Raw genomic sequence first — 24,363 nt, 5'->3', positions numbered from 1 at the left:
AAATAAATTGCCTCTTTTTTAAACCGTTTCGATTTGTACATATTGTTTATAGTGTGCTAATACTTCTTCATCGATGGTATTGTCTGTAATCAATGTATCAAAGTTAAACAGATCATAATAAATATAGAAGTCAGCACGATTGAATTTTTTATTATCCGCCAATAGATATTTATTTTTAGAATTATCTAATGCGATCTGTTGCGATTCACCTTCTTCTAAAGAATATGTTGTGATGGAGGAGTTGTAGATTCCGTTACAACTTATAAAGGCTTTATTGTATTTTAATTTACCTAATACTAAATTTGTGATGGGACCTACAAATGTATTTGTGTTATCTCTATAATCACCACCTGTAAGAATAACTTCTGTAGGCGCGTGATTCACTAATATATTAAATACGGCAAGACTGTTTGTGATGACACGAATATTTCTTCCTGTCAGTTGTTCGGCTAAAAATTGAATGGTTGTTCCTGGACCTAAAAAGATGGATTCACCTTCTGAAATGAGAGTTGCTGCTTTATGGGCAATTCTCTTTTTTTCTTCAATTTGAACCGATGATTTTTCGATGTGACTCAATTCATGATCCATTGAAAAAGAAAGGCTTTGTGCACCGCCATGAACTCTTAATAACTTCCCGGATTTTTCAAGTTCGTCCAAATCTCTTCGTGCAGTCATATCCGACACACCTAATTCATCCATAATTTCTTGAATGGTAATGATTCCATTTTGATTTACTTTATGAGCAATTTTTACTAAACGTTCTTTTTTTAACATATCGATATCCTCTTCTATGTTAAACAATAACACTTCAAATTTACTGAGTCAACATAAAACAAACAAAAACAAACAGAATATACAAAAATGTTACTTAATATTTACATAAATGTTTTAAAATGTTTAAAAAAGTGTTAAAAAGTGTTTGAATGTGTTGACAATTGATTGGAAAACGCTTACACTAATGGTGTAAACGATAAGGCCGAATCGGAAAAGGAGAAAAGAAAATGACTAAAGAAGAAGTATCATTGATTGGATTTGAAATTGTTGCGTATTCAGGAGAAGCAAGATCAAAATTATTATTGGCTATTGAAAAAGCTAAGGCAAAAGAGTTTGAAGAATGTAAAAAGTTGATTGACGAAGCAAATGAATCTTTAAACGATGCACATAAATCACAAACAACTTTGCTTCAACAAGAGGCTAGAGGTGAAAATGTTGAAATTGGATTTATCACAGTACATGCACAAGATCATTTAATGACAACAATTCTATTGAAAGATATTGTGAATAATCTTTTAGATATTTATAGATAATTAATAGGAGAGTCTATATGAATAATTTAGTTGCTAAAATCGAAAAAATGAAACCTTTTTTTGAAAAGGTTTCTAGAAATAAGTATCTTAAGGCAATTCGTGATGGCTTTATGTCAGCGATGCCAGTGGTATTATTCTCAAGTATCTTTATGCTGATTGCATATGTACCTAATATTTTTGGATATTACTGGCCAGAAAATATTGAAAGTATGATTTTGAAACCATATAACTATTCAATGGGAATTTTAGCTGTATTAGTTGCAGGATCTACCGCAAAAAACTTAGCAGATAGCTTTAACCGTGAATTACCAATTAATCGACAAATTAATAATATTTCCACTTTCATGGCCGGAGTTGTTGGCTTATTGTTGATTGCTGCTGACCCTATTAAAGACGGCTTTGCAAGCGGATATATGGGATCAAAAGGTTTGTTAAGCGCATTCTTTGTTGCATTCTTTGTTTGTAATGTCTATAAATTCTGTGTAAAAAGAGATATTACAATTCACATGCCAAAAGAAGTTCCACCTAATATTTCTCAAACATTTGCTGATGTTATTCCATTCGCTATTTCAATTTTACTATTAGCTGTATTTGATATCGTGTTTAGAGATTTAGTAGGTATTAACTTTGCTGCAGCTGTAATTGAATTCTTTAAACCATTGTTTACTGCTGCTGATGGATATCTAGGATTAGCTATCATTTACGGAGCAATGGCTATGTTCTGGTTTGTTGGTATTCAAGGACCATCTATTGTAGAGCCAGCGGTTTCAGCAATCTATTATGTAAATATCGCAAACAACTTAGGATTATATCAAGCTAGTGAGCATGCAAATAATATCTTAACACCAGGTGTTCAACAATTTGTTGCTACTTTGGGTGGAACTGGAGCCACTTTGGTCGTTACTTTGATGTTTGCATTTATGGCAAAATCTAAAGAGTTGAAGGCAGTTGGTAGAGCAAGTTCTATTCCAGTATTATTCGGTGTAAACGAACCAATTCTTTTTGGAGCTCCATTGATTTTAAATCCTATATTCTTTATTCCATTTATTGGTGCACCAATTCTAAATGTTTGGTTATTTAAAGCGTTCGTTGATTTGTTAGGAATGAACAGTTTCATGTATATTCTTCCATGGACATGTCCAGCTCCATTAGGAATCGTTCTTGGATGTGGAATTAGTTTATTATCATTATTATTTGCAGTTTTAGTTCTAGTTGTTGACTTCATTGTCTACTATCCATTCTTCAAGGTTTATGATAAAGAAAAATGTGAAGAAGAAGCTTTAAAAGATCAGGAAGAAGCAGCAACAGAAGAAGCTGAGGAAAGTGTTGAAGTTTCTGGTGATGTAGTTGACGGTAAACGTGTGTTGGTTCTTTGTGCAGGTGGAGGAACAAGTGGTTTACTTGCAAATGCATTAGCGAAAGGTGCAGAAGAAAAGGGAATTAAAATGACTACTGCTGCTGGATCTTATGGAGCTCATTATGACATGTTAAAAGATTTCGATTTAGTTGTATTGGCTCCACAGGTAGCTAACTATTACCAAGATTTAAAAATTGATACAGATAGATTAGGAATTAAGAGTGTAGCGTGTCAAGGTAAGCAATATATTGCTTTAACACGTGATCCAGAAAAAGCATTAGAGTTTGTATTTTCAATTTTAAATGGTGAAAGTGAGGAACAATAACTATGAAATTTGCTGAAGATTTTGTATTTGGTGGTGCTACTGCTGCATATCAGTGTGAAGGTAGTACACGAGAATATGGTAAAGGAAAAGTGGCTTGGGATGATTATTTAGAAAAACAAGGGCGTTTTAAAGCAGATCCAGCTAGTGATTTTTACCATAAGTATCCAGTGGATTTAAAATTATGCAATCAATTTCATATTGGCGCTATTCGTATTTCCATTGCATGGTCACGCATCTTTCCGGAAGGAAAGGGTAAAATCAATCAAGAAGGTGTAGATTTTTATCACAGAGTATTCCAGGAATGTCATAAAAATGGAGTTGAACCTTATGTAACTCTTCATCATTTTGATACACCTGATGCTTTGCATCGCAATGGAGATTTCTTGAATCGAGAAACAATTGATGCATTTGTTGAATATGCAAAATTCTGTTTTGAAGAATATAAAGACGAAGTAACTTATTGGTTCACATTTAATGAAGTATGGCCAATTGCTACCAACCAATATATTGAAGGAACATTCCCTCCATGTATTACATATGATATCACTTCAGCTGTTAAGTCAATGCATGGCATGATGGTTGCGCATGCGAAGGCTGTGCTTGAATTCCACAAGGGAAATTATAAAGGACAGATTGGTGTTATCCATTCTTTAGAAACTAAATATCCTTTAGATCCGAACAATCCAGAAGATGTACTTGCAGCAAAAAAAGAGGACATTTTAGCAAACCAGTTCTTATTGGATGCAACTTTCTTAGGAAGATACACAGAAGAAACAATGTCAGTAATCCAGGATTTAGTAAAAATGAATGGTGGAGAATTTAGTGTAGATGCAAAAGATATTGAGATTATGGAAGAAGCTGCACAATATAATTGTTATCTAGGAATGAATCATTATCAGAGTCATTTTATCAAAGCATATAATGGTGAAAATGAAATTCATCACAATGGTACAGGTGAAAAAGGAACAAAGAAATTTAAATTAAAAGGCGTAGGAGAACGTGTATTCAAAGAAGGTATTCCTACTACTGACTGGGACTGGTTGATTTATCCAGAAGGTATGTATGACATGATTATGCGTATCAAAAATCAATATCCAAACTATAAAGCAATCTATATCACAGAAAATGGTATGGGATATAAAGATGATTTTGAAGATGGAATTATCTTTGATGAACCAAGAATCGATTATATTAAACAACATTTGGAATGGTTGTTAAAATCAGTTGAAGACGGAGCAAATGTCAAAGGATATTTTGTTTGGTCACTAATGGATGTATTCTCATGGTCTAATGGATACAACAAACGTTATGGTTTATTCTATGTGGATTATGAAACACAAAAACGTTATCCAAAATTGAGTGCGTATTGGTACAGACAAGTAATAGATGCAAAAGAGGTTTAATAATGCATAAATATAAAGGCGTAATATTTGATTTTAATGGAACATTGTTTTTTGACAATCCAAAACATATTTTGGCATGGTCAAAAATATCACAAGATATTCGTCATCATGGAATTGATGAAGAAGAACTTCATGTACATATTAATGGTGTACCAAACAATAAAGTTGTTGAATATATGTTTGGTGGAACGTGTGATCCATCTGAAATGGAAAAATATTCGCAGTTAAAAGAAGAATATTATCGCCAATTTTGTAAAGAGGATCAGGCAACATTTCATTTAGTAAAGGGAGCTGAAGCATATTTTGATTATTTAAAAGAATCAAACATCCCATTCACGATTGCATCTGCATCTATCAAGCCGAATATTGATTTCTTTGTCGAATCGTTTCATCTAGACAAATGGATTGAGCCATCTATGATTGTCTATGATGATGGATCGTATGAAAATAAAGTCGCAATGTTTAAAAAGGCTGCCAATAATATTGGTGTGGATATTCAAGATTGTTTAATTATTGAAGATAGTGTTAGTGGAATTTCAAATGCTTATAAAGCAGGATGTCACAATATAGTCGTTGTGGATTCAGCCAACAAAAAAGAAGAATACGAAAAGCTTCCTGGAGTTACACAAGTGATTGATTCTTTTGAGAATTTTAAATAAGAGCCATTCATACCAGAATGGCTTTTTCTATAAATAAAACATCAAATAAACAAAAACAAACAAATAATCAAGGTTTCAAACCTAAATCTAACATCTGCGTTCAAATTGTTGTTTGAATATGTTGACACAGATAAAGAAAACGCTTACACTAAAATTAAATGGGCAAATCTTATATTTATAACCAAATTTGCATTAAATTGATCGTTATAGTGTAGTGAAAAATAGGATTTGGTTGTGATAAAAATGATTGATTTTGTTTATATGGAAGGAGAAATAATGAACACAAAAATTAACCAATTATTAGAGTATGCTCTAAAAAATGGAATGATTGAAGATTATGATTATGATTATTGCGCAAATTTATTGATCGACCTATTTGGCATCAATGAATTTAAAAAAGAAGAAGTAGAAGATTGTTCAATCTATGAGATTTTAGATTTTATGTTGGATTATGCAGTTGAAAAAGGTACGATTCAGGATACTGTAACTGAAAGAGATTTATTAGATACTCGTATTATGAATTGTGTAATGCCTAGACCTAGTGAAGTTGTGAATACTTTTAATGGTTTATACTCTTCTGATCCAAAAAGTGCAACAGATTACTTTTATAAGTTAAGCATTGATTCAAACTACATTCGTAAATCAAGAATTGATAAGAATATCAGTTTCTCACATTTCTTTAAGTATGGTGATATTCAGATCACAATCAACTTATCAAAGCCAGAAAAGGATCCAAAGGAAATCGCAAAGGCGAAAAATGCGGTAAGTACTTCATATCCTGCATGTTTATTGTGTAAAGAAAATGTTGGTTTTGCCGGAAACTTAAATCATCCAGCAAGACAGACACATCGTATTATTCCGTTAGATTTAAATGGACATACATACAATTTACAGTATTCACCATATGTATACTATAACGAACACTGTATCGTATTTAATAGTGAACATACTCCAATGAAGATAAATCGTACAACATTTGAGAATTTATTCGCATTTATTGATAAATTCCCACACTATATGATTGGAAGCAATGCAGATTTACCGATTGTTGGTGGATCTATTTTAAGTCATGATCACTACCAAGGTGGAAGACACCATTTCCCAATGGAAGATGCCAAGGTTGTTAAGAGCTATACATATAAGGATGTACAAGTGGATATGTTGTATTGGCCACTATCTACACTTCGATTAACATCAAGTTCTAAAGAATCTGTGTTAGATTTAGCTACTCATATTTTTGAAACATGGTGTACATACAGTGATGAAAGCTTAGATATTATCGCAAATGAAGATGGCGTTCGTCATAATACCGTAACACCAATCGTTAGAAAGAAAGATGGTAAGTATCAAATGGATGTAGTACTTCGTAACAATCGTACGACAGAAGAATATCCATTAGGAATCTTCCATCCTCACTCAGAGCATCATCATATCAAAAAAGAAAATATTGGTTTGATCGAAGTTATGGGATTGGCTATTTTACCAGCACGATTAAAAACGGAGTTAGAAGAAATTAAATTATGTTTATCTGGAAAAGCAGATTTTGATTCTTATCCAGAACTTGAAAAACACAAAGAATGGTATGAACACCTAAAGACATGTACTTATACAAATATTGATACATTTATGGAAATGGAAGTCACAAAGAAATTCGTATCTGTATTAGAGAATGCGGGTGTATATAAAATGGATGATGAAGGGATGGACGGCTTTAGCCGATTTGTAAAGACATTATGGTAGAGGTAAAAGAAAGATTAGAGAATGGAATTGATGTATTATCGATTTCCAATTCACACTTAACTGTAGAAGTCACAAACTTTGGTTGTACTTTATTAAAAATCGTAACAAAAGATAAGAATGATCAAGATTGTGATTGTATTTTAGGATTTGAAAATGTAAGTGACTATCAAAAACGAGATGGCACTTATTTGAATGCTTTAGTAGGACGCGTTTGTAATCGTATTGAAAAAGGTACATTCACAATCAATGGCACAGAATATCATGTACCTATCAATAATGGTCCTAACTCACTACATGGAGGCATTGAAGGATTCTCTTATAAAGTATTTGATTATTCTTTGATTGAAGATGGCATTAAATTCCATTATGTATCAAAAGACGGAGAAGAAGGCTATCCAGGAACTTTAGATTTCTATGCGATCTATTGGTTGGATGGTGCAAGTCTTCATATTCAATATAGTGGAGTCAGTGACAAGGATACTTTGATCAATATCACAAACCATGGCTATTTTAATTTAAATGGACATGCATCGAATATTGATGATCATACATTACGCATTTCCGCATCTAAATTTGGTTGTGTGGATCCAGATGGTTTATATACAGGTGAATTAAAAGATGTGAAGGATACGGCATTTGATTTTAATACAGAAAAAAGAATTGGAGATTCTATTCATGCAGAGGATGAACAATTAATTAGTGCAAGAGGATATGATCATCCATATGTATTTGATACAAAAGAAAATCAAGTATGTTTATATAGCCCATTAAGTGGCATTGAATTAAAAGTATCGACTACGTATCCAACAGCACAAATCTATAGTGCCAACTATTTAGATGGACAGACAGATAAATATGGAAAGATCATGCATCCACAAGATGGATTGTGTATTGAAACAAGTTATATCGCCGATTCGATTCATAAAGAAGAGAATCCAAAAGTGTTATTAAAAGCAGGACAAGTATTTAAAGAAGAAACAACATATACATTTGAGGTAAGAAAATGAAAACAACAGAAATTAAAGAACAAGTTTTAGCAGGAAAATATGATGCATTGATTGAAGATCTATATGCAGATCCAAGTTTATTAGATTATCAAAAACAACGTTATGTAGCTGCATTAGATAAATACCAAACATTATTTGGAGATGATGAAGTTAGTATTTATAGTGCGGCTGGAAGAAGTGAAATTTCAGGAAATCATACAGACCACCAACATGGTTGTGTACTTGCAGGATCTATCAACTTAGATGCGATTGGAATTGTATCTAAACAAGAGAATGTAATCAAAGTGATTTCTGATGAATTTGATATTCAGCCAATTGATTTAAATGATTTAGATAAAAAAGAAAATGAATTAGGAACAAGTGAAGCTTTGATTCGTGGAGTCGTTTCTAAATTAAAAGAATTAGGTTATAACGTAGGTGGATTTACTGCATTTATCACAAGTGATGTATTAATGGGTGCAGGTTTATCGAGTTCAGCTGCATTTGAAACTATTATTGGTACAATTATTGATGGATTATACAATGATATGAAGATCGATATGGTTACGATTGCCAAAGTGGGTCAATATGCAGAAAACGTATATTTTGGAAAACCATGTGGATTGATGGATCAATGTGCATGTGCTGTTGGTGGGCTTATTTCAATTGACTTTAAAGATACTTCAAATCCAATTGTAAATAGTGTGAATGTTGATTTCTCAAAATATGATCACAGTTTATGTATTGTAGATACAAAGGGAAGTCATGCCGATTTAACCGATGCCTATGGTGCAGTACCACAAGAAATGAAAGAGGTAGCTCACTATTTTGGTAAGGAAGTACTTCGTGAAGTTGATGAAACAGAATTCTATTCAAAAATAGCTGAATTAAGAACAGCTTTAAATAATGATCGTGCCATCTTAAGAGCAATTCATTTCTTCAATGAAAATAGACGTGTCAATACAATCGTAGAACGATTGAATCATGATGATTTTGAAGGCTTTAAAACATTGATTCAAGAATCAGGTGATTCAAGCTACAAGTTCCTTCAAAACGTATATGCAGACTTTGACTATAAGAATCAGGCTGTATCTTTAGGTTTAGCTATGTCTGAAATGATTTTAAAAGATCATGGCGTATGTCGTGTTCATGGTGGAGGTTTTGCCGGAACGATTCAGGCCTTTGTTGAAAATGGCTATGTAGAAACATATAAAGAAGAAATTGAAAAAGTATTTGGAAAGGGAAGCTGCCATATTTTAAAAGTAAGAAAATTAGGTGGCTGCAAGGTTATTGACTAATGAATATTTTAGTAACAGGTGGAACCGGATATATTGGTAGTCATATTTGTGTTGAATTATTAGAAAGTGGTTATGATGTTGTCGTGATCGATGATTTCTCAAATTCAAAACCAGATGTATTGGATTCAATCTATAAGATTACAGGAAAGCATGTTAAGTTTTATGAATTTAATGTGTTAGATGAAGAAAAGACGGAATCTGTATTTAAGGAAAATAAACTGGATGCGGTCATTCATTGTGCGGCTTTTAAAGCGGTTGGTGAAAGTGTTCAAAAGCCAATTGAGTATTATACAAACAACTTGATGACTACTTTAGTGGTTGCCAAGATGATGAAGAAGTATCATGTGCCAAGTATTGTGTTTAGTTCAAGTGCTACTGTTTATGGAGATCCTGAAGTGGTTCCTTTAACAGAAGACTGTAAGCTAGGTGTTACTACGAATCCATATGGCTCAACAAAGGCTATGATGGAAAGAATTTTAAAGGATGTGCAATTCGCAAATCCAGAAATGAGTGTAACTTTACTTCGTTATTTCAATCCAATTGGAGCGCATGAGTCTGGATTGATTGGTGAAAATCCAAAGGGAATCCCAAATAACTTGATGCCTTATATTATGAAGGTAGCTACTGGAGAACTTAAAGAACTTGGTGTATTTGGCGATGATTATGATACACCGGATGGAACGGGTGTTCGTGACTATATTCATGTGGTTGACTTGGCAAAGGGTCATGTATTAGCGATTGAAAAATACAATACGCCTGGTGTTCATATTTGTAACTTAGGAACAGGTAAAGGGTATAGTGTATTAGATATTGTACATGCTTTTGAAAGAGTAAATGGAATCAAGATTCCTTATGTCATCAAACCAAGACGTGCAGGAGATATTGCGACTTGCTACGCAGATCCTACAAGAGCTAAAGAACAGCTTGGCTGGGTAGCTGAAAAGAATCTAGATGATATGTGTAGAGATACATGGAATTTTGCGAAACAATTTATTAAATAAATTAAAGAAAACAGGCAGCCAAGGATTTGGCTGCCTTATTCAATGAAGCATTGATAGTGTTTTAAGAAAGTTTCTACATGGATTCGAACTACTTTATATGTGACTTTCTTATCGATTGTTAGAATGATATACGATCCATGCCAGTCATCTCTAGGAAGGGTGATGGAGCCAGGATTTAGAATCAGACAATTGTTGTAGACTTGTTCTTTGACTAAATGTGTATGTCCATAAAGATAGATATCGGGATGATGGTGATCGATATCTTTTTTGATTTCATCCAAACCTTCATCTCCATGGGAAAAATGGATGCGTTTGTCTAGAATTGTTAATCTTTGGCGTATGGGTAAATCTAATGTATCATTATTTCCTTTGACACATATGAATCCGTTTAAATCATTGATATTTGTAGCTTGGGAATCTCCTAAATGAATAAATTTCACATCTTCTTTATAGAGTGAAGAATAGATGTGATAAAGAATTTTTAGGATATCCGGATTGCCATGATTATCTGAAACAATTACGATTCGCATGTGTAGGCATCAAAATAATCTTCATAAACTTGAAGATTATCATCACTATGAGCTAGAGCTGCAAAATAAGTAGAATCCTTAATTGCTTCCAATTCTACATTTTCCATAGGTTTTTGAAGTTTGTATTCTCCATCTTTTCCGGTTGCCCAAATGTTTTCATTATGATGATTTACATCTGAGAATTTATGTAACATTGTCGCAATAGCCATTTCTTCTGGATATAAACACATTTTAAATGTATTTGAACAATAGGCTAGATTATCGGCCAAGGCTTGAGCACTTTCATGTGTAAGTACAAACCAAGGATAGCTGATATAGATTGTGTCTTCAATTTCACGTTTTTTAAAGGAATGAACAAGACTGGATGTCATTTTGTTCATAGCACGAATGGTTTTTGATTTTTGGAAATCATAAGAGTTTGTAAAGAAGGCATAGTTTTCAAATCTTTTCTTAACTTCTTCATTATCATCTGAATTATCTACTTCATAATAGATATCTTCATCTTCATGTGCTTCTAAATATTCGACAAGTTTCGCTTTAGATTTTGTAGGGATCATACCATCTGTCATAATAATGAAACGATCATAAGTAAAGGACCCATCTTCTTTTTCATATTCTAGAGCATCTTTCATCAATACGATAAATCCTCTTGGTAGTGACATATCGGCTGGAAGAGCGGTTTGTTGATGGTGGGCAACATGTAGATTTGGTGTATCACAATAGGATAGAATCAAATCATCACGTAGATCATCATCGTTTACCATAATATAAACATCGTCTCCTTGATTGATCAATATATCTAGATTTTCTGTTATTTCTTCAAAATTATTTTTCATATAGTGCATTAAATAAGCAATTTTCATGGATTTCACCTCATGAAATATTATAACATTTTAGCATCGTATGATAAAATACATTTATGGAAAAAGCAATATTGATTGGTGTACAAACATACACAAGCCATTCTTTTGAAGAAAGAATGGAGGAAATGAAAGAATTAGCTCTAGCCTGTGATATTGAGATTTGTATGAGTGTATCACAAAATCTGGAGCATCCGCATAAAAAGTATTATATGAATCCAGGTAAGATCGAAGAGGTCAAACGGATTCTCGAAGACAAAGAATGTAGTATGGTTCTTGTATTGGAGGCCATTTCTCCTTCGGTACAAAGAAATTTATCGGACTTTTTTGATTGTGAAGTCATGGATAAGAGTGCTTTGATTCTAGAAATCTTTGCGTCTCGTGCTAAGACAAAAGAGAGTATGCTTCAGGTGGAGTGTGCAAGACTTAAATATTTATTACCAAGACTTCAAGGAAGCTATAAACATATGGATAGACAGCGTGGTGGTTCTAGAAACAAGGGAACGGGAGAAAAGAAAATCGAACTGGATGCGCGAAGAATTGAGGGTAAGATTCATTTTGTCGAAAAAGAATTGGATAAGATCCATACGCAAAGAAGTGTGCAGAGAAATCAGCGTAAAAAGGGCATGATCAAAAGTGTAGCACTTACAGGATATACGAATGCAGGTAAATCGAGCATTATGAATGGATTTGTGAATGAAGAGAAATCGGTATTTGAAAAGGATATGTTGTTTGCGACTTTGACAACTTCAACACGACAAATTGAAACGGAGAATCATAATGTATTTACTTTAAGTGATACAGTTGGATTTATTAGTGATTTACCACATAGTTTAGTGCAGGCCTTTCATTCTACACTTGAAGAAGCGGTGGTTTCGGATTTGATCTTAAAAGTCGTGGATATTTCAAATGAACATAAGGATAGCAAACTTCAGGTGTGTGAGGAAACATTAAAAGAAATTGGGTGTGAAAATGTTCCCTACTTGTATGTCTACAATAAGTGTGATCAGACAAATATTGAATATCCAAAACGTGTAGAGAATCGTATTTATATTTGTGCTAAGGAAAAGTCGAGTATTGAATTTTTAAAGCAGGAAATTGAAAAAGAGTTATTTCATATGGAAACTTTACATGTTTTGATTCCATATGAAAAGGTCAGTGTACTTGACTATATTCATACAAATGGTAAGGTGCATAAGCAGGAATATAAAGAGGATGGTATCGAGGTTGATTTTAGTATTCAACAAGATTTGATTCATCGAGTCGATAGATTGTTACGAATATAAGAAAAGAGGAAGAATCCTATAATAGGTGTTCTTCCTCAATTGTTTTTTCTAGAGCTTTTGCCGCTAATAAACAAGTGTTCATACATTTGATGTTTGGATCTGTACTGTGATGTACAGGTTTAATGTGGGCACAATCTAGACTGCCTAGTAGTTCTTTAAAGTTGCGTGTATGTTTTTGAATCAATGGTCTTAATTCTGGTAACATTTCATGTGCTTTTGTCTTACAAACCATTTTTGATAGGGCCGCAATCGATCCGACTAATGCACCGCATGTACTTCCAATAAACATGCCGCCACCAAATCCAGCCATCATTTTCATGTCTTCTTCTGAAATATCTAATTGATAGGTTTCATTGCAGGCATGAAGTAGTGTTTCGGAACAGTTGTATCCGTTTTGGTAATATTTTTTTACGTTTTCCTCAAGTAAAGTCATAAATAGCCTCCTATAGACTATTCTAACTTTTCTTCCATCCAAAATCCATTAGAATTTCATTTACATCTTCTTCAAATGTCGCAAAATGAATTCCAAGACTTTCTAGTTTTTCACTATCTAAACGATAATCTCTAAATCGATCTTGGTAGCGTTCGTTGTTTGGTAAAATGATTTCTTCAATGAGTTCATCACTTGCACCTAAAGCTTTAGCTACATATTTTGCCGATTCATAGGTAGTCATAGTGTTTTTGGATGCCACATGATAAATGCCTGGTTCAAGTTCTGTGATTTTATCAAATTGTGTTGCTAAATGCTTGGCATATGTCATACCACGTTTTTCATTTACAGTAAATAATGTTGGAGTGTGGCTGATTAGAGCATTCATAACATTTTTAATAATGCTTGGACTTGCCTTAATGCCTGGATAGCTTAGTCCCATCATCCATGTAAAGCGTAAGATAATCGCATCATCCAATTGGTTTTGAATCAATTCTTCACATTCGATTTTATTTTGTCCATATACAGTCACAGCACTTAATGGTTCGTCTTCTTTAAAAGGACCATGATTTTCTTTTCCGTTGAAGGCTTGCTCGGTTGAACAGAAGATTAATTTAGCACCTTTTTCTTTACAACAATCAATGATAGCTTGTGTACTTTCGACATTGATTTTATGCACTAAATCGGGATGTTCATTGCAGAATGCAGTCGTCGCATTGGCAGCTGTGTGAAAACAAATGTCAAAATCTTGAGAAGCTACAAATTTTTTTACGTCTTCAGGATTTGTAAGGTCTGCATCCTTTCTTGTCATGCAGATCCAGTTAAAGTTATCTTTTTGATAAGCTCTTACTAAGCTTGCGATATAGCCGTTGGCTCCGGTAACTAAAATTGTCTTCATAAATTAGTCCTTTCTAGGATTTGACACTAATAGGTGTGCTCCTTGTTTGATGGTAATTTTCTTAGATGCGAATGGTACAAATAAACTGTCATATTGTGGTAATACGATTTCTTCGTTGTTCCATACGATTGTACAATCTGCATCAATATTGGATAGAATCATGTAATGTTCTTCACATGTTAAATTGATGTCTGTATCTGCATATACTTCGTCTACGGTAAAGTTAGGGCAATCTCCAATTCGGTGTGTTTCATGTTTTTGTGGAACGAAAGTAGGTTTTAAATTGAAGTCTGTGACATCAAAAGATTCTTTGACATGTAAAGGGCGTGTTTTTCCGTCTTTTCCTTTACGGTTGTAGTCATAGAAACGATAGGTTGTGTTGGAGTTTGTACCAACTTCTAAAGCTAAGATGTCTTTTCCTAAGGCATGAAGCATACCACTAGGAATAATGATGTAGTCTCCTTTATGAACTTCGACTTTATTTAGGTATTTTTCAACATCGTTGTTCATTAAGGCATTTTTGATTTTGTCAGCATCATTGATTGTAGTTCCGGCAACTAGAGTAGCACCTGGTTTGGCATCTAGAATATACCAGCTTTCGTATTTTCCATAATCGTTTGAATGTTCTAAAGCGTAATCATCTTCAGGATGAACTTGAATGCTTAAAGCATCCTTTGTGTCTAGATAAGCTAATCGTAATGTTTCATGAAGCGTATAGCCTTTTCCTAATACTTCATCTGGATTTTCTTGGATGACATCCATTAATGTTTTATCAGTTCCGACAATTTTATTGGAACCATAAGGGTGGGCACTGACTTCCCACCAAGTCCCATAGTCCTCATCGATGCCTCTAGCTTTAGAGATGTGATTGGTTCCCCAAATTGTATAATCAGGAATGGGTTCTAAAAGAAATGGTTTCATGCTATTTTTCCTCAGCTTCAAATTCTTCTAAGATTTTTAGTGATGAGCTTGTTCCAATTCTTTGTGCACCTGCATCGATCATGGCTTTGCATGTTGCCCAGTCACGAATACCTCCAGCTGCTTTGACTTTTACTTGTCCTTCTACGGTTTCAACCATTAATTTAACATCTTCTAAAGTGGCTCCACCAGTTCCAAAGCCTGTACTTGTTTTAATGAAGTCTGGTTTTACTTCTTTGGCGATCAAAGCGACTTGTTTGATTTCGTCTTTTTCTAAGTAGCAATTTTCAAAGATAACTTTAGAAATGACGTTATGTTCTCTACAAATAGAAACAATGCTTTCCATTTCTTCTTTGATGTAGTCCCAGTGGTGCATTTTAGCTTGTCCAATATCAATGACATAATCGATTTCGTCTGCTCCATCTTCAATCGCAATTTTTGTTTCGGCAATTTTAGATGCTAGTCCAGCTTGTCCTAAAGGAAAGCTAATGGCAGCTCCTACATGTACGTTTGTTCCTTTTAATTGTTCTTTACAGAATTTAGTCCAAGTTGTATTGATGGCAACCATAGCGGCTCCGATTTCTTTGGCTTCGTTACAAAGCTTAGTAAGATCTGCTTCAGTAGCGTATGGTTTTAAGAATGTGTGGTCAAAATAATTTGCGAGTTGTGTTTTGTTCATAATTGTTTACCTCTCTTTTACGGTTTCATTCTAGAACTAAAAAAAGGGGATGTCAAGCAAATGTTATAACATTTAAAATAAATTGTTATATCATTTGAAACAGAAAGATTATGATATACTAATTTTAAAAGAAATGGAGAATGACATGACAGTATTAGATACGAGTATACCTTATGAAAAAGTATTGATGGTAATGGCTAGAAAGACCATTCGTAAAGAAATAGAATTAAATCCGGAATTTCATTATGTTGAATTTGATGAATCTTTAAAAGAAGCTTGGTGCAAGCTACAAACCCAGGTTTGTTTATTTGAAAATCTAGATGAGGCAAGAAAAAAATGGGATAGTATGCTTACAAGAGATAGGGATTTCTTTTCTAAACATTTCTTGTTTGTCGCAAATGAACAAAATGAATTGGTTGGTAGTGCAGGACTTTGGTATGGAAGTGACTTTGATGAAAAAAGACTTCGCGTTCATTATGTAGCGGTAAGCTTATCGGCTCAACATAAAAAGATTGGGCAGGCAATGCTTTCAAAATTATGTATGATGTATGACTTGATTCCAAGTAAGTATCCACTATATTTGGCAACACAATCTCAAAGTTATGGTGCCATTAAATTATATTCAAGACTTGGCTTTACACCTTATTTAGGTGCTTATAAGGGTTGTTCAGAACAAAAGAGTAAGAATGCGTGGCAAAATGTCACAGAGATCTTGCGTTGTAAAGCTTAATTGATAAAACGCAATTTGGAAAAGAGTCACTTTAATGATTAGGGAGTTACAAAAAGCAGATATAGATAAAGTTGCAGATATATGGTTGGATACAAATGTGACATCACATTATTTTATTCCTTCACAATATTGGCAAAATAATTTTGAATTAGTGAAGGAATTGCTGCTGCAGGCAACTGTTTATGTCTATGAGGATAATCAAGAAATACAGGGGTTCATAGGGCTAAATGATGAATATATTGAGGGGATTTTTGTTTCTAACAAAATACAATCGCATGGCATAGGAAAAGCTCTTCTAAATTATGCAAAAAATAAACGAAATAAATTATTTTTGAATGTATATCAAAAGAATGTGCGGGCAATAGCCTTTTATCAAAGAGAAGGATTTGAAATTCAGTATAGTTGTTTTGATGAAGCTACCAAAGAAAAAGAGTATGTAATGGCATGGCAACGGAAATAGTAGGATAAATATATATGGGTGGAAGAATTTATCGTGTAGGACTGATGGTTTTTGACTTAGATTGTTCGGTTGCTTTTTACAGAGATATGCTAGGGCTTGAATTTCAGGAAACAAATGTTTGAACTGGATTTTTAATGATAATGTAACCATTGAATTTACATCTATTTTTTGATATGATTACACTCAAATAGAGGTGTTAACAATGCAGATTTCCAGCAGATTTACAATGGCAATTCATATGTTTGCTTGTATAGATACATTTTCAGACCAGAAGATGACCAGTGACTTTATGGCGGCCAGTATTGGAACCAATCCTGTGATTGTCCGTAAAATATTGCGACAGTTAAAGGCTGCCGGTCTTATTGAAGTTGCAAGAGGAACTGGCGGTGTAACAATTATCAGACCATTGGAACAGATAACATTCCTTGATGTGTATAAAGCAGTGGAGTGTGCACCAGATGAAGAACTGTTTCATTTTCATGAGAATCCCAATCAGAAATGTCCGGTAGGAAAGAATATTCACCATGTTCTTGATAAGAGATTATTAGAGGTGCAGAGGGCAATGGAGGATAAACTTTCAGAAATGACACTTGCTGATGTAAAAAAAGACATTGCAGTATATATAGACAAAGAGTAGCAGACAGAAGGCTTTGGATCACGATATCCGAAGCCTTTTTTGCATAATTAATTTGTAGCTGTTGAAAAATAGTTAAAAAGTAAGATGTAACCATTGACATTACAACGAAGGAATGCTATAGTGTGACTGTAAGATGTAACCAAAAATGTTACATCGAATATAGGAGGTAATTTAAAATGCAAAAAGTAGTAGAATTTTTACAGAAAAATCCAGTTCAGTATTTAGCCACAGTTGGAACAGATGGTAAGGCAAAATGTCGTCCATTCATGTTCTGCTTTGAACAAGATGGAAAGCTTTGGTTCTGTACCAACAACACAAAGGACGTATATAAAGATATGCAGGAAAATCCTGATGTAGAAGTATCAGTATCTTCACCTGAATACGCTTGGATTCGTCTTCATGGTAAAGCCGTATTTGAGAACAACATGAGCGTAAAGGAAGGATGTATGAATAACCCTATTGTTAAGGGACAGTACCAGACAGCGGATAATCCTATTTTTGAGGTGTTCTATCTTGAAGATCCTCATGGTGTAATCGCTGATTTCTCTGGAAATCCACCATATGAATTCTAATAACAGATAAATTACAGTCTTCGGGCAAGGTGTAATTCCTGACCGGCAGTATAGTCTGCAAGCAAAAGCTGATATGGTGTAATTCCATAACCGACGGTAAAGTCCGGATGAGAGAAGATATGATAAAGCAAGTCCCGCAGGAAATCCCGTCCTGCGGGTTGTTTTAAATTCATGCATATCGTACAAAAAGGAGATTTATGAGTAACAATACAACAACTAATATAAAAAGAGGAAATCTGATTTCTGCAAGGACAATAACAATGACTGCTCTATTAGCAGCTATGTCATATGTGTTGGCATTTTTGGAGTTTCCGGTTCCTTTGAGTCCATCGTTTGCACGAATGGAATTGTCTGATTTACCTGCATTGATTGGATCATTTGCGTTTGGACCGATGATCGGTGTGATGATTGAACTGATAAAAAATATATTACAACTTGTATCAACATCAACAGGAGGAATTGGTGAACTTGCCAATTTCTTGATGGGGGCATCCTATGTGTTGACTGCCGGTTTTGTATACAAATATAAAAAGACTAAGAAAATGGCAATGTGGGCATGTGTCATATCAAGTGTTGTTATGGGAATAGTAGCAGCAATTGTAAATTATTTTATTCTTTTGCCGCTGTTTGAAATGTTTATGCCATTGGAACAGTTGATTGCATCGTTTGGTGAGTTTGTGCCTTTTATCAAGACCAAGCTAGACGTTGTGCTATTCAATGCATTGCCATTTAATATTTTAAAAGGATTAATAATTGGAGCAATTGCCATGTTGATATATAAAAAACTTACGTGGATACTGAAAGGAGAGACTGTGAAATGACAAAAATGGATTATCTTAATATTCTGGTGAATGAAATTCATTCAACTACAGTTGCTACTATAGGTTCAGATGGACATCCTCAGACAAGAATCATAGATATGATGTATTATGATGAAGAAGGTGTGTATTTTCTTACCGCAAAGGGAAAAGCGTTTTATGAGCAGTTAATGGAACAGCAGTATGTGGCAATATCTGCGACAAAAGACAAAATTGCAGTTTCTCTACGTGGAAAAATAAAGAACATCAAAAAAAAGAATCTTGATATTATGTTTGAAAAAAATCCATATATGAAGAAAATCTATCCAGGAGATACGAAAGATGCAATTGAGGTGTTTCAGCTATATGAGGCGCAGGGAGAGTATTTTGATATCAGTAATCCATCAAATATTGTGAGGGATACTATAACAATCGGTAAAGCAGAAGTTGTTCAGACAGGATATTATGTTGGAAAGGAATGTATTGGATGCAAACTGTGTTACTCTGTATGTCCACAAAAGTGCATAGATATATCTTCTGTTCCAGTATCAATCAATCAAAATCATTGCCTTCATTGTGGAAGATGTGCAGAAATTTGTCCAAGACAGTGTATTGAGAAAAGAAATTAATTATAATCTTTAAGAAAATGGGTATGTTGATTGGAAAAAATTTTTGCAGTACTCTAAAAAGATGTATATGAAGATCAAATTGAAAGGGTAATAGAATATATAAGAAATGCAGACTGTATCATAATTGGAGTGGGAACCGGTGCATTGACGGTTGCTTTCTAATGATTTGTTATATTAAGTGGCTTTTATCTACATAGCTTGTAATGGAGATGAAAGCCACTTTTTGTATTGTATAATGCGTATTATAAATGTATAAATATATGTAGAAAAAGTTCGATTTTGATATCATGCCTAGACTTAGAATGAATAATGTTTAAAATAATCACTTTTCTTGTTCTGAGGAGAGGTTAGTAGATATCCTATACGAAAAAATTAGATAAACTGGAATTTATGGAGGAAACACTTATGTACAAAGACATACAGATTAAGGAAGAGAGAATATCCTCAATTGAATATATTGAATTTTTAAAGCGCACGGATCTAGGATCACAGTATCCGAAGGAACGGTTCGAAGAAAGAATAGCAAAGCTAGTTGATCATGTATCAATCAGTCTTGTTGCAAGAAACAAGGATAATCAAATTGTTGGCGTCTTATTTGGATTGACTGACTATGCCTATTGGCTTTATATAACTGATTTAGGTGTGGACAGAGACTATTTACACCATGGAATCGGTACGGAATTGATTAAGACAGCACATTCTTTAGCAGGCGGTAAAAAGGATATTGCGGTATATTTGGTTGCGAATGAAAATGCCATTGCATTTTACGAAAAATTAGGAATGAAAAAAGCGAATGATGTGATGGAATATGACCACATTGAATGGACACCTTTCACTGTAGAGTAATTAACGTAATGCAATAGATAAATCGGAATTTATGGAGAAGACAATGATGGATAAAAAGACACAAAAAATAGGAGTGATTTGTTCAATTGTACAGATTATATTAAGCATAATATTTTCTTGATTTATAGTGCGATAAATCAAGAAAATATTATAATGTGGGTATTATTTTTATGCTCTGGAATTTTATCGTTAAGCTCGAATATTAGTAGAAACAATAAAAAAGAAGACGAGTGAGGAAGTGCAAATTCAAGTTTGGAGAATTGAGAAAATCGGAATTTGGAGAAGAAAAAATGGAATATATAAACTATATTAAATTAATGAAGAGACAAATAAAAACTTTAGACAGCAGAGAGCGGGCTTATCAAGACAATGTTATTCGACCTTTTTTGCAATCAGTTTTTGGTGATTTGGATATAGAACCAGTGGATATTAAGATTAATTCTGAAATACACCAATATGAACAATATTGTGGAACATATGAAAAGAAGTATAAAGATGAAAAAACTAACAATGAGATAATAAAACTTCTTCCTGCTACACCTGATTTATGCATAACTGATGAATGGCACTGGAACAATTTGGAAGTTCAAGTTAATTATAGAGGAGTTGTAGAAATTAAATCACCTATACTGGATTATATAACAGGATTTGACCCTTCGGAATATAAGTGTTTAACTGAAATTAAACGACATTTAAAAGCAAAGAATAATGCAAAGGTTATTCTTACAGATGGTGTAACATGGGTTTTTTATAATAAAGAACGTGGGTTGGAACCTATTATTAAACCAATATGTTTAGGTGAGTTAAAATATAGATATTCTGTTTCAAAAAATAACAGACGTATTCTTGCAAGAACAAAAGGTGGAAAACCTATTATAGATGATATAATTTTTCAAGAAGATGAAGATGAGTTTATTAGACTAAAAGAAGAGTTAAAAAATTTTATTACACCGATGTGAAAATTCAAGTTTATCGCACTATATATAAAAAAAAATCCGTTAACTTTCTAATCCCGGAAGAAAGCTTACGGATTTTTTGTGTTTCTTGACGACCAAACAGGGTGTATGCTGATTGCACATTGAACATAAGAATTTACTGGCAGGAAGTTTCAATCCGCTGATTATTCATATATACTTTATTCAGAAATATAAATCGGAATTTATGGAGGAACAAACATGACAAAGAATACTATGATTTTTGTTTTTTTTAAACATGATATACCTACTTATTTGGTATGCAACAAACAAAATAAGAAGCACTAAAGTTGGTAAAGAACTAGACAATGGGTTTGAATTTTACAATAGTTTAAACACTAGTGATAAAGAAAATTATTGGAAAGAAGATACTAAAATTTTAAATCTTTTCTTTGTACTTTTCATAATATCTATGGATATTTCCGTTATTCTTCTTTTTAATGAAAATAATCTTTGGATATCTTCATTAGTTGCAGGATTAATTATTTCATCAGTTGTTGCAATAATATTGAGTATTAATCTTAAGAAGAAATACAAATAAGTGAATAAATTATAGTTTATGATCGTATAGATTAAGACAAAGCGTATTTATAAATGAAAGGCTGAGAGATCAGTCTTTTTGTATAGTTTTCATATTTAATGGTATACTTTAAAAAATAGATAAAACCAAATTTAAGGAGTAATTATGGCTTTTGATTTTAAGAAAGAATATAAAGAATTTTATATGCCTAAAAATAAACCTGTGATTGTAAATGTTCCTGAAGCAAATTACATTGCGGTCAGAGGTGAGGGCAATCCAAATGAAGAAGGTGGAGCATATCAGCAGGCGATTGGTGTATTATATGCGATTGCTTATACTTTGAGAATGAGTTACAAAACAGATTATAAAATTGAAGGATTTTTTGAATATGTAGTTCCACCACTAGAAGGATTCTGGTGGCAGGATGATATAGATGGTGTAAACTATGCAGATAAAGATTCATTTCATTGGATTTCAGTCATTCGTTTGCCTGATTTTGTGAATGAAAAAGATTTTGAATGGGCTGTTGAAACTGCAACTAAAAAGAAAAAAATAGATTGTTCATCAGCAGAGTTTTTGACGATTGATGAAGGTTTATGTGTTCAAATCATGCATATAGGATCTTTTGATGATGAACCAGCTACAGTTGCGCTTATGGATGAATATTTAAAACAAAATGGATATGTGAATGATATGAATAGTCAAAGACTACATCATGAAATATATTTGTCGGATGCAAGAAAGGTTGCACCAGAAAAATGGAAAACAGTCATTCGACATCCTATAAGAAAGATTTAGATAAATTGGAATTTGTAGGTGCGATTGATGAAAATTATTGAAGTTAAAGAGAATAAAAAACAATATCTTGATTTGCTCCTATTAGCAGATGAGCAGGAAGATATGGTTGACCGTTATCTTGATAGCGGCAAGATGTATGTACTTGATGATAATGGGGTCAAGTGTGAGTGTGTCATAACGGATGAAAAAAATGACATACTCGAAATCAAGAACATTGCGACAGTTCCAGAATATCAAGGGAAAGGTTATGCAAAAGCCTTGATCGAGTTTATTGTTAATAATTACAGAGAGCAATACGCCATTCTACAAGTGGGAACAGGCGATAGCCCGCTGACAATACCATTTTATGAAAAGTGTGGTTTTGTCCGTTCGTATATCATATCAAATTTCTTTACAGATAATTACGACCACCCAATCTATGAGGGTGGAATACAGTTGGTAGATATGGTGTATTTGCAAAGACTTTTATAATTTAACTTACAGTTTGTCGATGCCAAAAGGACAAAACAGTATATCGCGGAGGCGATGGTATGAATAAACTCTACGATTTATTAAAATATATTATCTATGCGAGTTTCTACATGATTGTAATTAAAACGGGTATGGATTTTTATGAGTATAAGCGCTTTCCAAAACTATACAAATTGTATTCTGCGCCTTGGTATACAGAAGCGTTATTGTATATCGCTGCCTCGCTTTTCGTGATTGTTGTCTGTTTTGTGCTTAGAGTAATTATACGACGCAGGATGAAGAAGGGGTGAGCTATATGTTTACGCTGTTTGAGTTTATGTTTCCGATTATCTTCGTGATGGTTTTTGGCATGATTATCTTCCCGTTTGTATAATCGTAAAATCGGTGTTTTGCTTTACTGCAGAATGGAATGTATCAGCCACCATCCCCTGTGCGGAGATGTTTTCCCGCAGCTTGGTTCGGCTTTTCTCCTCGGCTTCTGTCCACGCCTTTTCAGTGCCGCTTTCGGGATTTTCCCCGACACATTGCTTTTCGGTATCCGTTCGGCGGGCTTTTCTTTAACATCAGTATTTTTTCTTGACAATTATGAAAAAATATCACTATACTAGAAACATATCTTTGAAACGCAAGGAGCAAAATTCTATGAACCCTCTTGATATAATAAAAAACTCTGCCGCCTATGCCAACGGCTACGAGAACACCCCCACCGCAGCACAAGCCCATGCAAAGCAGCTTTGCTGGGAGTACAACCAAACTGCGCCCAATGAACAGGACAAACGCAACGCCATTCTTCAAGCGTTATTCGGCACTTGCAGCCCCATGACAGGGATTGAGCCGAGTTTTCACTGTGACTACGGCTTTAATATCCACACACACGGTCTGGCGGTCATCAACTACAACTGTGTAATTCTGGACACTTCCCCGGTGCATATTGGCAGCGGTGCTTTTATCGCGCCGGGTGTATGCCTTGTCTGTGCGGGACACGCCATCGACCCGGAGCAGCGCAGTCACGGCATCGGCACTTCCGCACCCATCACGCTGGAGGATAATGTATGGATTGGTGCAAATGCTACGGTCTGCGGCGGCGTGACGATTGGCGCAGGCTCGGTCATTGGCGCGGGCAGCGTGGTAACGCATGATATTCCTGCGGGAGTCATCGCAGCAGGCGTACCGTGCAAGGTAATTCGCCCCATCACGGAAAAGGATAAAATCAAGCCGGAAGATATTTTGTTTTGATGTGAACAATTTTCCA

28 protein-coding genes and 1 riboswitch are annotated in these 24,363 nt (G+C 34.1%); of the genes, 21 read left to right on the top strand and 7 right to left on the bottom strand.

Features of this window, described 5'->3' with window-relative positions:
- Positions 1–18 precede the first annotated feature (18 nt).
- Positions 19–774 (bottom strand): DeoR/GlpR family DNA-binding transcription regulator, encoded by a 756-nt coding sequence (locus tag Q0E86_RS03670; protein ID WP_295754590.1) that lies wholly within the window; start codon positions 772–774, stop codon positions 19–21.
- 227 nt (positions 775–1,001) lie between these two features.
- Between Q0E86_RS03670 and Q0E86_RS03665 the strand changes: the two genes are divergently transcribed.
- From Q0E86_RS03665 to galE, 8 genes are all read left to right on the top strand, one after another.
- A complete protein-coding gene (locus Q0E86_RS03665) occupies positions 1,002–1,307 on the top strand; it encodes a PTS lactose/cellobiose transporter subunit IIA (RefSeq protein WP_295753419.1) in 306 nt (101 codons plus the stop codon).
- Positions 1,308–1,324: 17 nt separating this feature from the next.
- Complete coding sequence (locus tag Q0E86_RS03660) at positions 1,325–2,989, top strand: PTS lactose transporter subunit IIBC (protein WP_295754588.1); 1,665 nt, start codon at positions 1,325–1,327, stop codon at positions 2,987–2,989.
- A gap of 2 nt (positions 2,990–2,991) precedes the next feature.
- A complete protein-coding gene (gene lacG, locus Q0E86_RS03655; RefSeq protein ID WP_295754586.1) occupies positions 2,992–4,392 on the top strand; it encodes a 6-phospho-beta-galactosidase in 1,401 nt (466 codons plus the stop codon).
- A 2-nt stretch (positions 4,393–4,394) separates the two neighbouring features.
- Positions 4,395–5,051, top strand: a complete 657-nt coding sequence (locus tag Q0E86_RS03650) for an HAD family phosphatase (RefSeq protein ID WP_295754584.1) — start codon at positions 4,395–4,397, stop codon at positions 5,049–5,051.
- Positions 5,052–5,327: 276 nt separating this feature from the next.
- Complete coding sequence (gene galT / locus Q0E86_RS03645) at positions 5,328–6,791, top strand: UDP-glucose--hexose-1-phosphate uridylyltransferase (protein ID WP_295754582.1); 1,464 nt, start codon at positions 5,328–5,330, stop codon at positions 6,789–6,791.
- Positions 6,785–7,798, top strand: coding sequence for an aldose epimerase family protein (locus Q0E86_RS03640; RefSeq protein WP_295754580.1), 1,014 nt, complete (start codon positions 6,785–6,787; stop codon positions 7,796–7,798). Before galT ends, Q0E86_RS03640 begins: the two co-directional genes overlap by 7 nt.
- A complete protein-coding gene (locus Q0E86_RS03635; protein ID WP_295754578.1) occupies positions 7,795–9,075 on the top strand; it encodes a galactokinase family protein in 1,281 nt (426 codons plus the stop codon). Before Q0E86_RS03640 ends, Q0E86_RS03635 begins: the two co-directional genes overlap by 4 nt.
- Positions 9,075–10,076: a UDP-glucose 4-epimerase GalE gene (galE, locus tag Q0E86_RS03630; protein WP_295754576.1), complete on the top strand. Its 1,002-nt coding sequence runs from the start codon at positions 9,075–9,077 to the stop codon at positions 10,074–10,076. The genes Q0E86_RS03635 and galE overlap by 1 nt, the downstream gene beginning before the upstream one ends.
- A gap of 35 nt (positions 10,077–10,111) precedes the next feature.
- On the opposite strand, the gene Q0E86_RS03625 is transcribed toward galE, so the two are convergent.
- Both Q0E86_RS03625 and Q0E86_RS03620 read right to left on the bottom strand, forming a co-directional pair.
- Positions 10,112–10,606: a metallophosphoesterase gene (locus Q0E86_RS03625; protein WP_295754573.1), complete on the bottom strand. Its 495-nt coding sequence runs from the start codon at positions 10,604–10,606 to the stop codon at positions 10,112–10,114.
- Entirely contained in the window at positions 10,594–11,469 is an 876-nt protein-coding gene (locus Q0E86_RS03620; protein ID WP_295754572.1) for a hypothetical protein, read from the bottom strand. Before Q0E86_RS03620 ends, Q0E86_RS03625 begins: the two co-directional genes overlap by 13 nt.
- A 56-nt stretch (positions 11,470–11,525) precedes the next feature.
- Here Q0E86_RS03620 and hflX point away from each other — a divergent pair, with 56 nt between their 5' ends.
- Complete coding sequence (gene hflX / locus Q0E86_RS03615) at positions 11,526–12,752, top strand: GTPase HflX (RefSeq protein ID WP_295754571.1); 1,227 nt, start codon at positions 11,526–11,528, stop codon at positions 12,750–12,752.
- A 16-nt stretch (positions 12,753–12,768) separates the two neighbouring features.
- On the opposite strand, the gene Q0E86_RS03610 is transcribed toward hflX, so the two are convergent.
- Genes Q0E86_RS03610 through deoC form a run of 4 tightly spaced genes read right to left on the bottom strand, consistent with a single transcriptional unit; the run spans position 12,769 to position 15,677 of the window.
- Positions 12,769–13,185, bottom strand: coding sequence for a C-GCAxxG-C-C family (seleno)protein (locus Q0E86_RS03610; protein WP_295754570.1), 417 nt, complete (start codon positions 13,183–13,185; stop codon positions 12,769–12,771).
- Positions 13,186–13,207: 22 nt separating this feature from the next.
- Positions 13,208–14,080 (bottom strand): sugar nucleotide-binding protein, encoded by an 873-nt coding sequence (locus Q0E86_RS03605; RefSeq protein WP_295754569.1) that lies wholly within the window; start codon positions 14,078–14,080, stop codon positions 13,208–13,210.
- A 3-nt stretch (positions 14,081–14,083) separates the two neighbouring features.
- Positions 14,084–15,001 (bottom strand): type I phosphomannose isomerase catalytic subunit, encoded by a 918-nt coding sequence (locus Q0E86_RS03600; RefSeq protein ID WP_295754568.1) that lies wholly within the window; start codon positions 14,999–15,001, stop codon positions 14,084–14,086.
- Position 15,002: 1 nt separating this feature from the next.
- Complete coding sequence (gene deoC, locus Q0E86_RS03595; RefSeq protein WP_217292984.1) at positions 15,003–15,677, bottom strand: deoxyribose-phosphate aldolase; 675 nt, start codon at positions 15,675–15,677, stop codon at positions 15,003–15,005.
- Positions 15,678–15,822: 145 nt separating this feature from the next.
- Between deoC and Q0E86_RS03590 the strand changes: the two genes are divergently transcribed.
- The 12 genes from Q0E86_RS03590 to Q0E86_RS03535 all read left to right on the top strand — a co-directional run bounded on the left by Q0E86_RS03590 (position 15,823) and on the right by Q0E86_RS03535 (position 24,347).
- The gene (locus Q0E86_RS03590) at positions 15,823–16,407 is read left to right on the top strand and encodes a GNAT family N-acetyltransferase (RefSeq protein ID WP_295754567.1); all 585 of its coding nucleotides are present in this window, start codon (positions 15,823–15,825) and stop codon (positions 16,405–16,407) included.
- Positions 16,408–16,441: 34 nt separating this feature from the next.
- A complete protein-coding gene (locus tag Q0E86_RS03585; RefSeq protein WP_295754566.1) occupies positions 16,442–16,867 on the top strand; it encodes an N-acetyltransferase in 426 nt (141 codons plus the stop codon).
- Positions 16,868–17,069: 202 nt separating this feature from the next.
- Positions 17,070–17,504 carry an Rrf2 family transcriptional regulator gene (locus tag Q0E86_RS03580; protein WP_295754564.1) on the top strand — a complete coding sequence of 145 codons (435 nt, stop codon included), beginning with the start codon at positions 17,070–17,072 and terminating at the stop codon, positions 17,502–17,504.
- Positions 17,505–17,680: 176 nt separating this feature from the next.
- Positions 17,681–18,076 (top strand): pyridoxamine 5'-phosphate oxidase family protein, encoded by a 396-nt coding sequence (locus Q0E86_RS03575; protein ID WP_288538594.1) that lies wholly within the window; start codon positions 17,681–17,683, stop codon positions 18,074–18,076.
- 12 nt (positions 18,077–18,088) lie between these two features.
- A riboswitch (FMN riboswitch) is annotated at positions 18,089–18,199 on the top strand.
- 74 nt (positions 18,200–18,273) lie between these two features.
- On the top strand, positions 18,274–18,897 hold the full coding sequence (locus Q0E86_RS03570; RefSeq protein WP_295754561.1) for an ECF transporter S component: 624 nt from the start codon (positions 18,274–18,276) through the stop codon (positions 18,895–18,897).
- Positions 18,894–19,502, top strand: coding sequence for a 4Fe-4S binding protein (locus tag Q0E86_RS03565; protein WP_295754559.1), 609 nt, complete (start codon positions 18,894–18,896; stop codon positions 19,500–19,502). The genes Q0E86_RS03570 and Q0E86_RS03565 overlap by 4 nt, the downstream gene beginning before the upstream one ends.
- 405 nt (positions 19,503–19,907) lie before the next feature.
- Positions 19,908–20,348 (top strand): GNAT family N-acetyltransferase, encoded by a 441-nt coding sequence (locus Q0E86_RS03560; protein WP_295754558.1) that lies wholly within the window; start codon positions 19,908–19,910, stop codon positions 20,346–20,348.
- A 290-nt stretch (positions 20,349–20,638) separates the two neighbouring features.
- Positions 20,639–21,307, top strand: coding sequence for a hypothetical protein (locus Q0E86_RS03555; RefSeq protein ID WP_295754557.1), 669 nt, complete (start codon positions 20,639–20,641; stop codon positions 21,305–21,307).
- A 700-nt stretch (positions 21,308–22,007) separates the two neighbouring features.
- A complete protein-coding gene (locus Q0E86_RS03550) occupies positions 22,008–22,640 on the top strand; it encodes a GyrI-like domain-containing protein (protein ID WP_295754556.1) in 633 nt (210 codons plus the stop codon).
- A gap of 27 nt (positions 22,641–22,667) precedes the next feature.
- Positions 22,668–23,111, top strand: a complete 444-nt coding sequence (locus Q0E86_RS03545; RefSeq protein ID WP_295754555.1) for a GNAT family N-acetyltransferase — start codon at positions 22,668–22,670, stop codon at positions 23,109–23,111.
- 59 nt (positions 23,112–23,170) lie between these two features.
- Entirely contained in the window at positions 23,171–23,401 is a 231-nt protein-coding gene (locus Q0E86_RS03540; RefSeq protein WP_295754554.1) for a hypothetical protein, read from the top strand.
- A 352-nt stretch (positions 23,402–23,753) separates the two neighbouring features.
- Positions 23,754–24,347: a sugar O-acetyltransferase gene (locus tag Q0E86_RS03535; RefSeq protein ID WP_295754552.1), complete on the top strand. Its 594-nt coding sequence runs from the start codon at positions 23,754–23,756 to the stop codon at positions 24,345–24,347.
- Positions 24,348–24,363: the final 16 nt, after the last annotated feature.

Source organism: uncultured Holdemanella sp. (genome assembly GCF_934754935.1).
Lineage (GTDB): Bacteria > Bacillota_I > Bacilli_A > Erysipelotrichales > Erysipelotrichaceae > Holdemanella.
The sequence above is the reverse complement of the archived record's forward strand: the minus strand, read 5'-3'. Positions and strand labels throughout refer to the sequence as shown.

Bases quoted from the DNA above. Each gene is read 5' to 3' on its own strand.
- Q0E86_RS03670 (WP_295754590.1), bottom strand. From the start codon at position 774: ATGTTAAAAAAAGAACGTTTAGTAAAAATTGCTCATAAAGTAAATCAA.
- Q0E86_RS03665 (WP_295753419.1), top strand. From the start codon at position 1,002: ATGACTAAAGAAGAAGTATCATTGATTGGATTTGAAATTGTTGCGTAT.
- Q0E86_RS03660 (WP_295754588.1), top strand. From the start codon at position 1,325: ATGAATAATTTAGTTGCTAAAATCGAAAAAATGAAACCTTTTTTTGAA.
- lacG (WP_295754586.1), top strand. From the start codon at position 2,992: ATGAAATTTGCTGAAGATTTTGTATTTGGTGGTGCTACTGCTGCATAT.
- Q0E86_RS03650 (WP_295754584.1), top strand. From the start codon at position 4,395: ATGCATAAATATAAAGGCGTAATATTTGATTTTAATGGAACATTGTTT.
- galT (WP_295754582.1), top strand. From the start codon at position 5,328: ATGAACACAAAAATTAACCAATTATTAGAGTATGCTCTAAAAAATGGA.
- Q0E86_RS03640 (WP_295754580.1), top strand. From the start codon at position 6,785: ATGGTAGAGGTAAAAGAAAGATTAGAGAATGGAATTGATGTATTATCG.
- Q0E86_RS03635 (WP_295754578.1), top strand. From the start codon at position 7,795: ATGAAAACAACAGAAATTAAAGAACAAGTTTTAGCAGGAAAATATGAT.
- galE (WP_295754576.1), top strand. From the start codon at position 9,075: ATGAATATTTTAGTAACAGGTGGAACCGGATATATTGGTAGTCATATT.
- Q0E86_RS03625 (WP_295754573.1), bottom strand. From the start codon at position 10,606: ATGCGAATCGTAATTGTTTCAGATAATCATGGCAATCCGGATATCCTA.
- Q0E86_RS03620 (WP_295754572.1), bottom strand. From the start codon at position 11,469: ATGAAAATTGCTTATTTAATGCACTATATGAAAAATAATTTTGAAGAA.
- hflX (WP_295754571.1), top strand. From the start codon at position 11,526: ATGGAAAAAGCAATATTGATTGGTGTACAAACATACACAAGCCATTCT.
- Q0E86_RS03610 (WP_295754570.1), bottom strand. From the start codon at position 13,185: ATGACTTTACTTGAGGAAAACGTAAAAAAATATTACCAAAACGGATAC.
- Q0E86_RS03605 (WP_295754569.1), bottom strand. From the start codon at position 14,080: ATGAAGACAATTTTAGTTACCGGAGCCAACGGCTATATCGCAAGCTTA.
- Q0E86_RS03600 (WP_295754568.1), bottom strand. From the start codon at position 15,001: ATGAAACCATTTCTTTTAGAACCCATTCCTGATTATACAATTTGGGGA.
- deoC (WP_217292984.1), bottom strand. From the start codon at position 15,677: ATGAACAAAACACAACTCGCAAATTATTTTGACCACACATTCTTAAAA.
- Q0E86_RS03590 (WP_295754567.1), top strand. From the start codon at position 15,823: ATGACAGTATTAGATACGAGTATACCTTATGAAAAAGTATTGATGGTA.
- Q0E86_RS03585 (WP_295754566.1), top strand. From the start codon at position 16,442: ATGATTAGGGAGTTACAAAAAGCAGATATAGATAAAGTTGCAGATATA.
- Q0E86_RS03580 (WP_295754564.1), top strand. From the start codon at position 17,070: ATGCAGATTTCCAGCAGATTTACAATGGCAATTCATATGTTTGCTTGT.
- Q0E86_RS03575 (WP_288538594.1), top strand. From the start codon at position 17,681: ATGCAAAAAGTAGTAGAATTTTTACAGAAAAATCCAGTTCAGTATTTA.
- Q0E86_RS03570 (WP_295754561.1), top strand. From the start codon at position 18,274: ATGAGTAACAATACAACAACTAATATAAAAAGAGGAAATCTGATTTCT.
- Q0E86_RS03565 (WP_295754559.1), top strand. From the start codon at position 18,894: ATGACAAAAATGGATTATCTTAATATTCTGGTGAATGAAATTCATTCA.
- Q0E86_RS03560 (WP_295754558.1), top strand. From the start codon at position 19,908: ATGTACAAAGACATACAGATTAAGGAAGAGAGAATATCCTCAATTGAA.
- Q0E86_RS03555 (WP_295754557.1), top strand. From the start codon at position 20,639: ATGGAATATATAAACTATATTAAATTAATGAAGAGACAAATAAAAACT.
- Q0E86_RS03550 (WP_295754556.1), top strand. From the start codon at position 22,008: ATGGCTTTTGATTTTAAGAAAGAATATAAAGAATTTTATATGCCTAAA.
- Q0E86_RS03545 (WP_295754555.1), top strand. From the start codon at position 22,668: ATGAAAATTATTGAAGTTAAAGAGAATAAAAAACAATATCTTGATTTG.
- Q0E86_RS03540 (WP_295754554.1), top strand. From the start codon at position 23,171: ATGAATAAACTCTACGATTTATTAAAATATATTATCTATGCGAGTTTC.
- Q0E86_RS03535 (WP_295754552.1), top strand. From the start codon at position 23,754: ATGAACCCTCTTGATATAATAAAAAACTCTGCCGCCTATGCCAACGGC.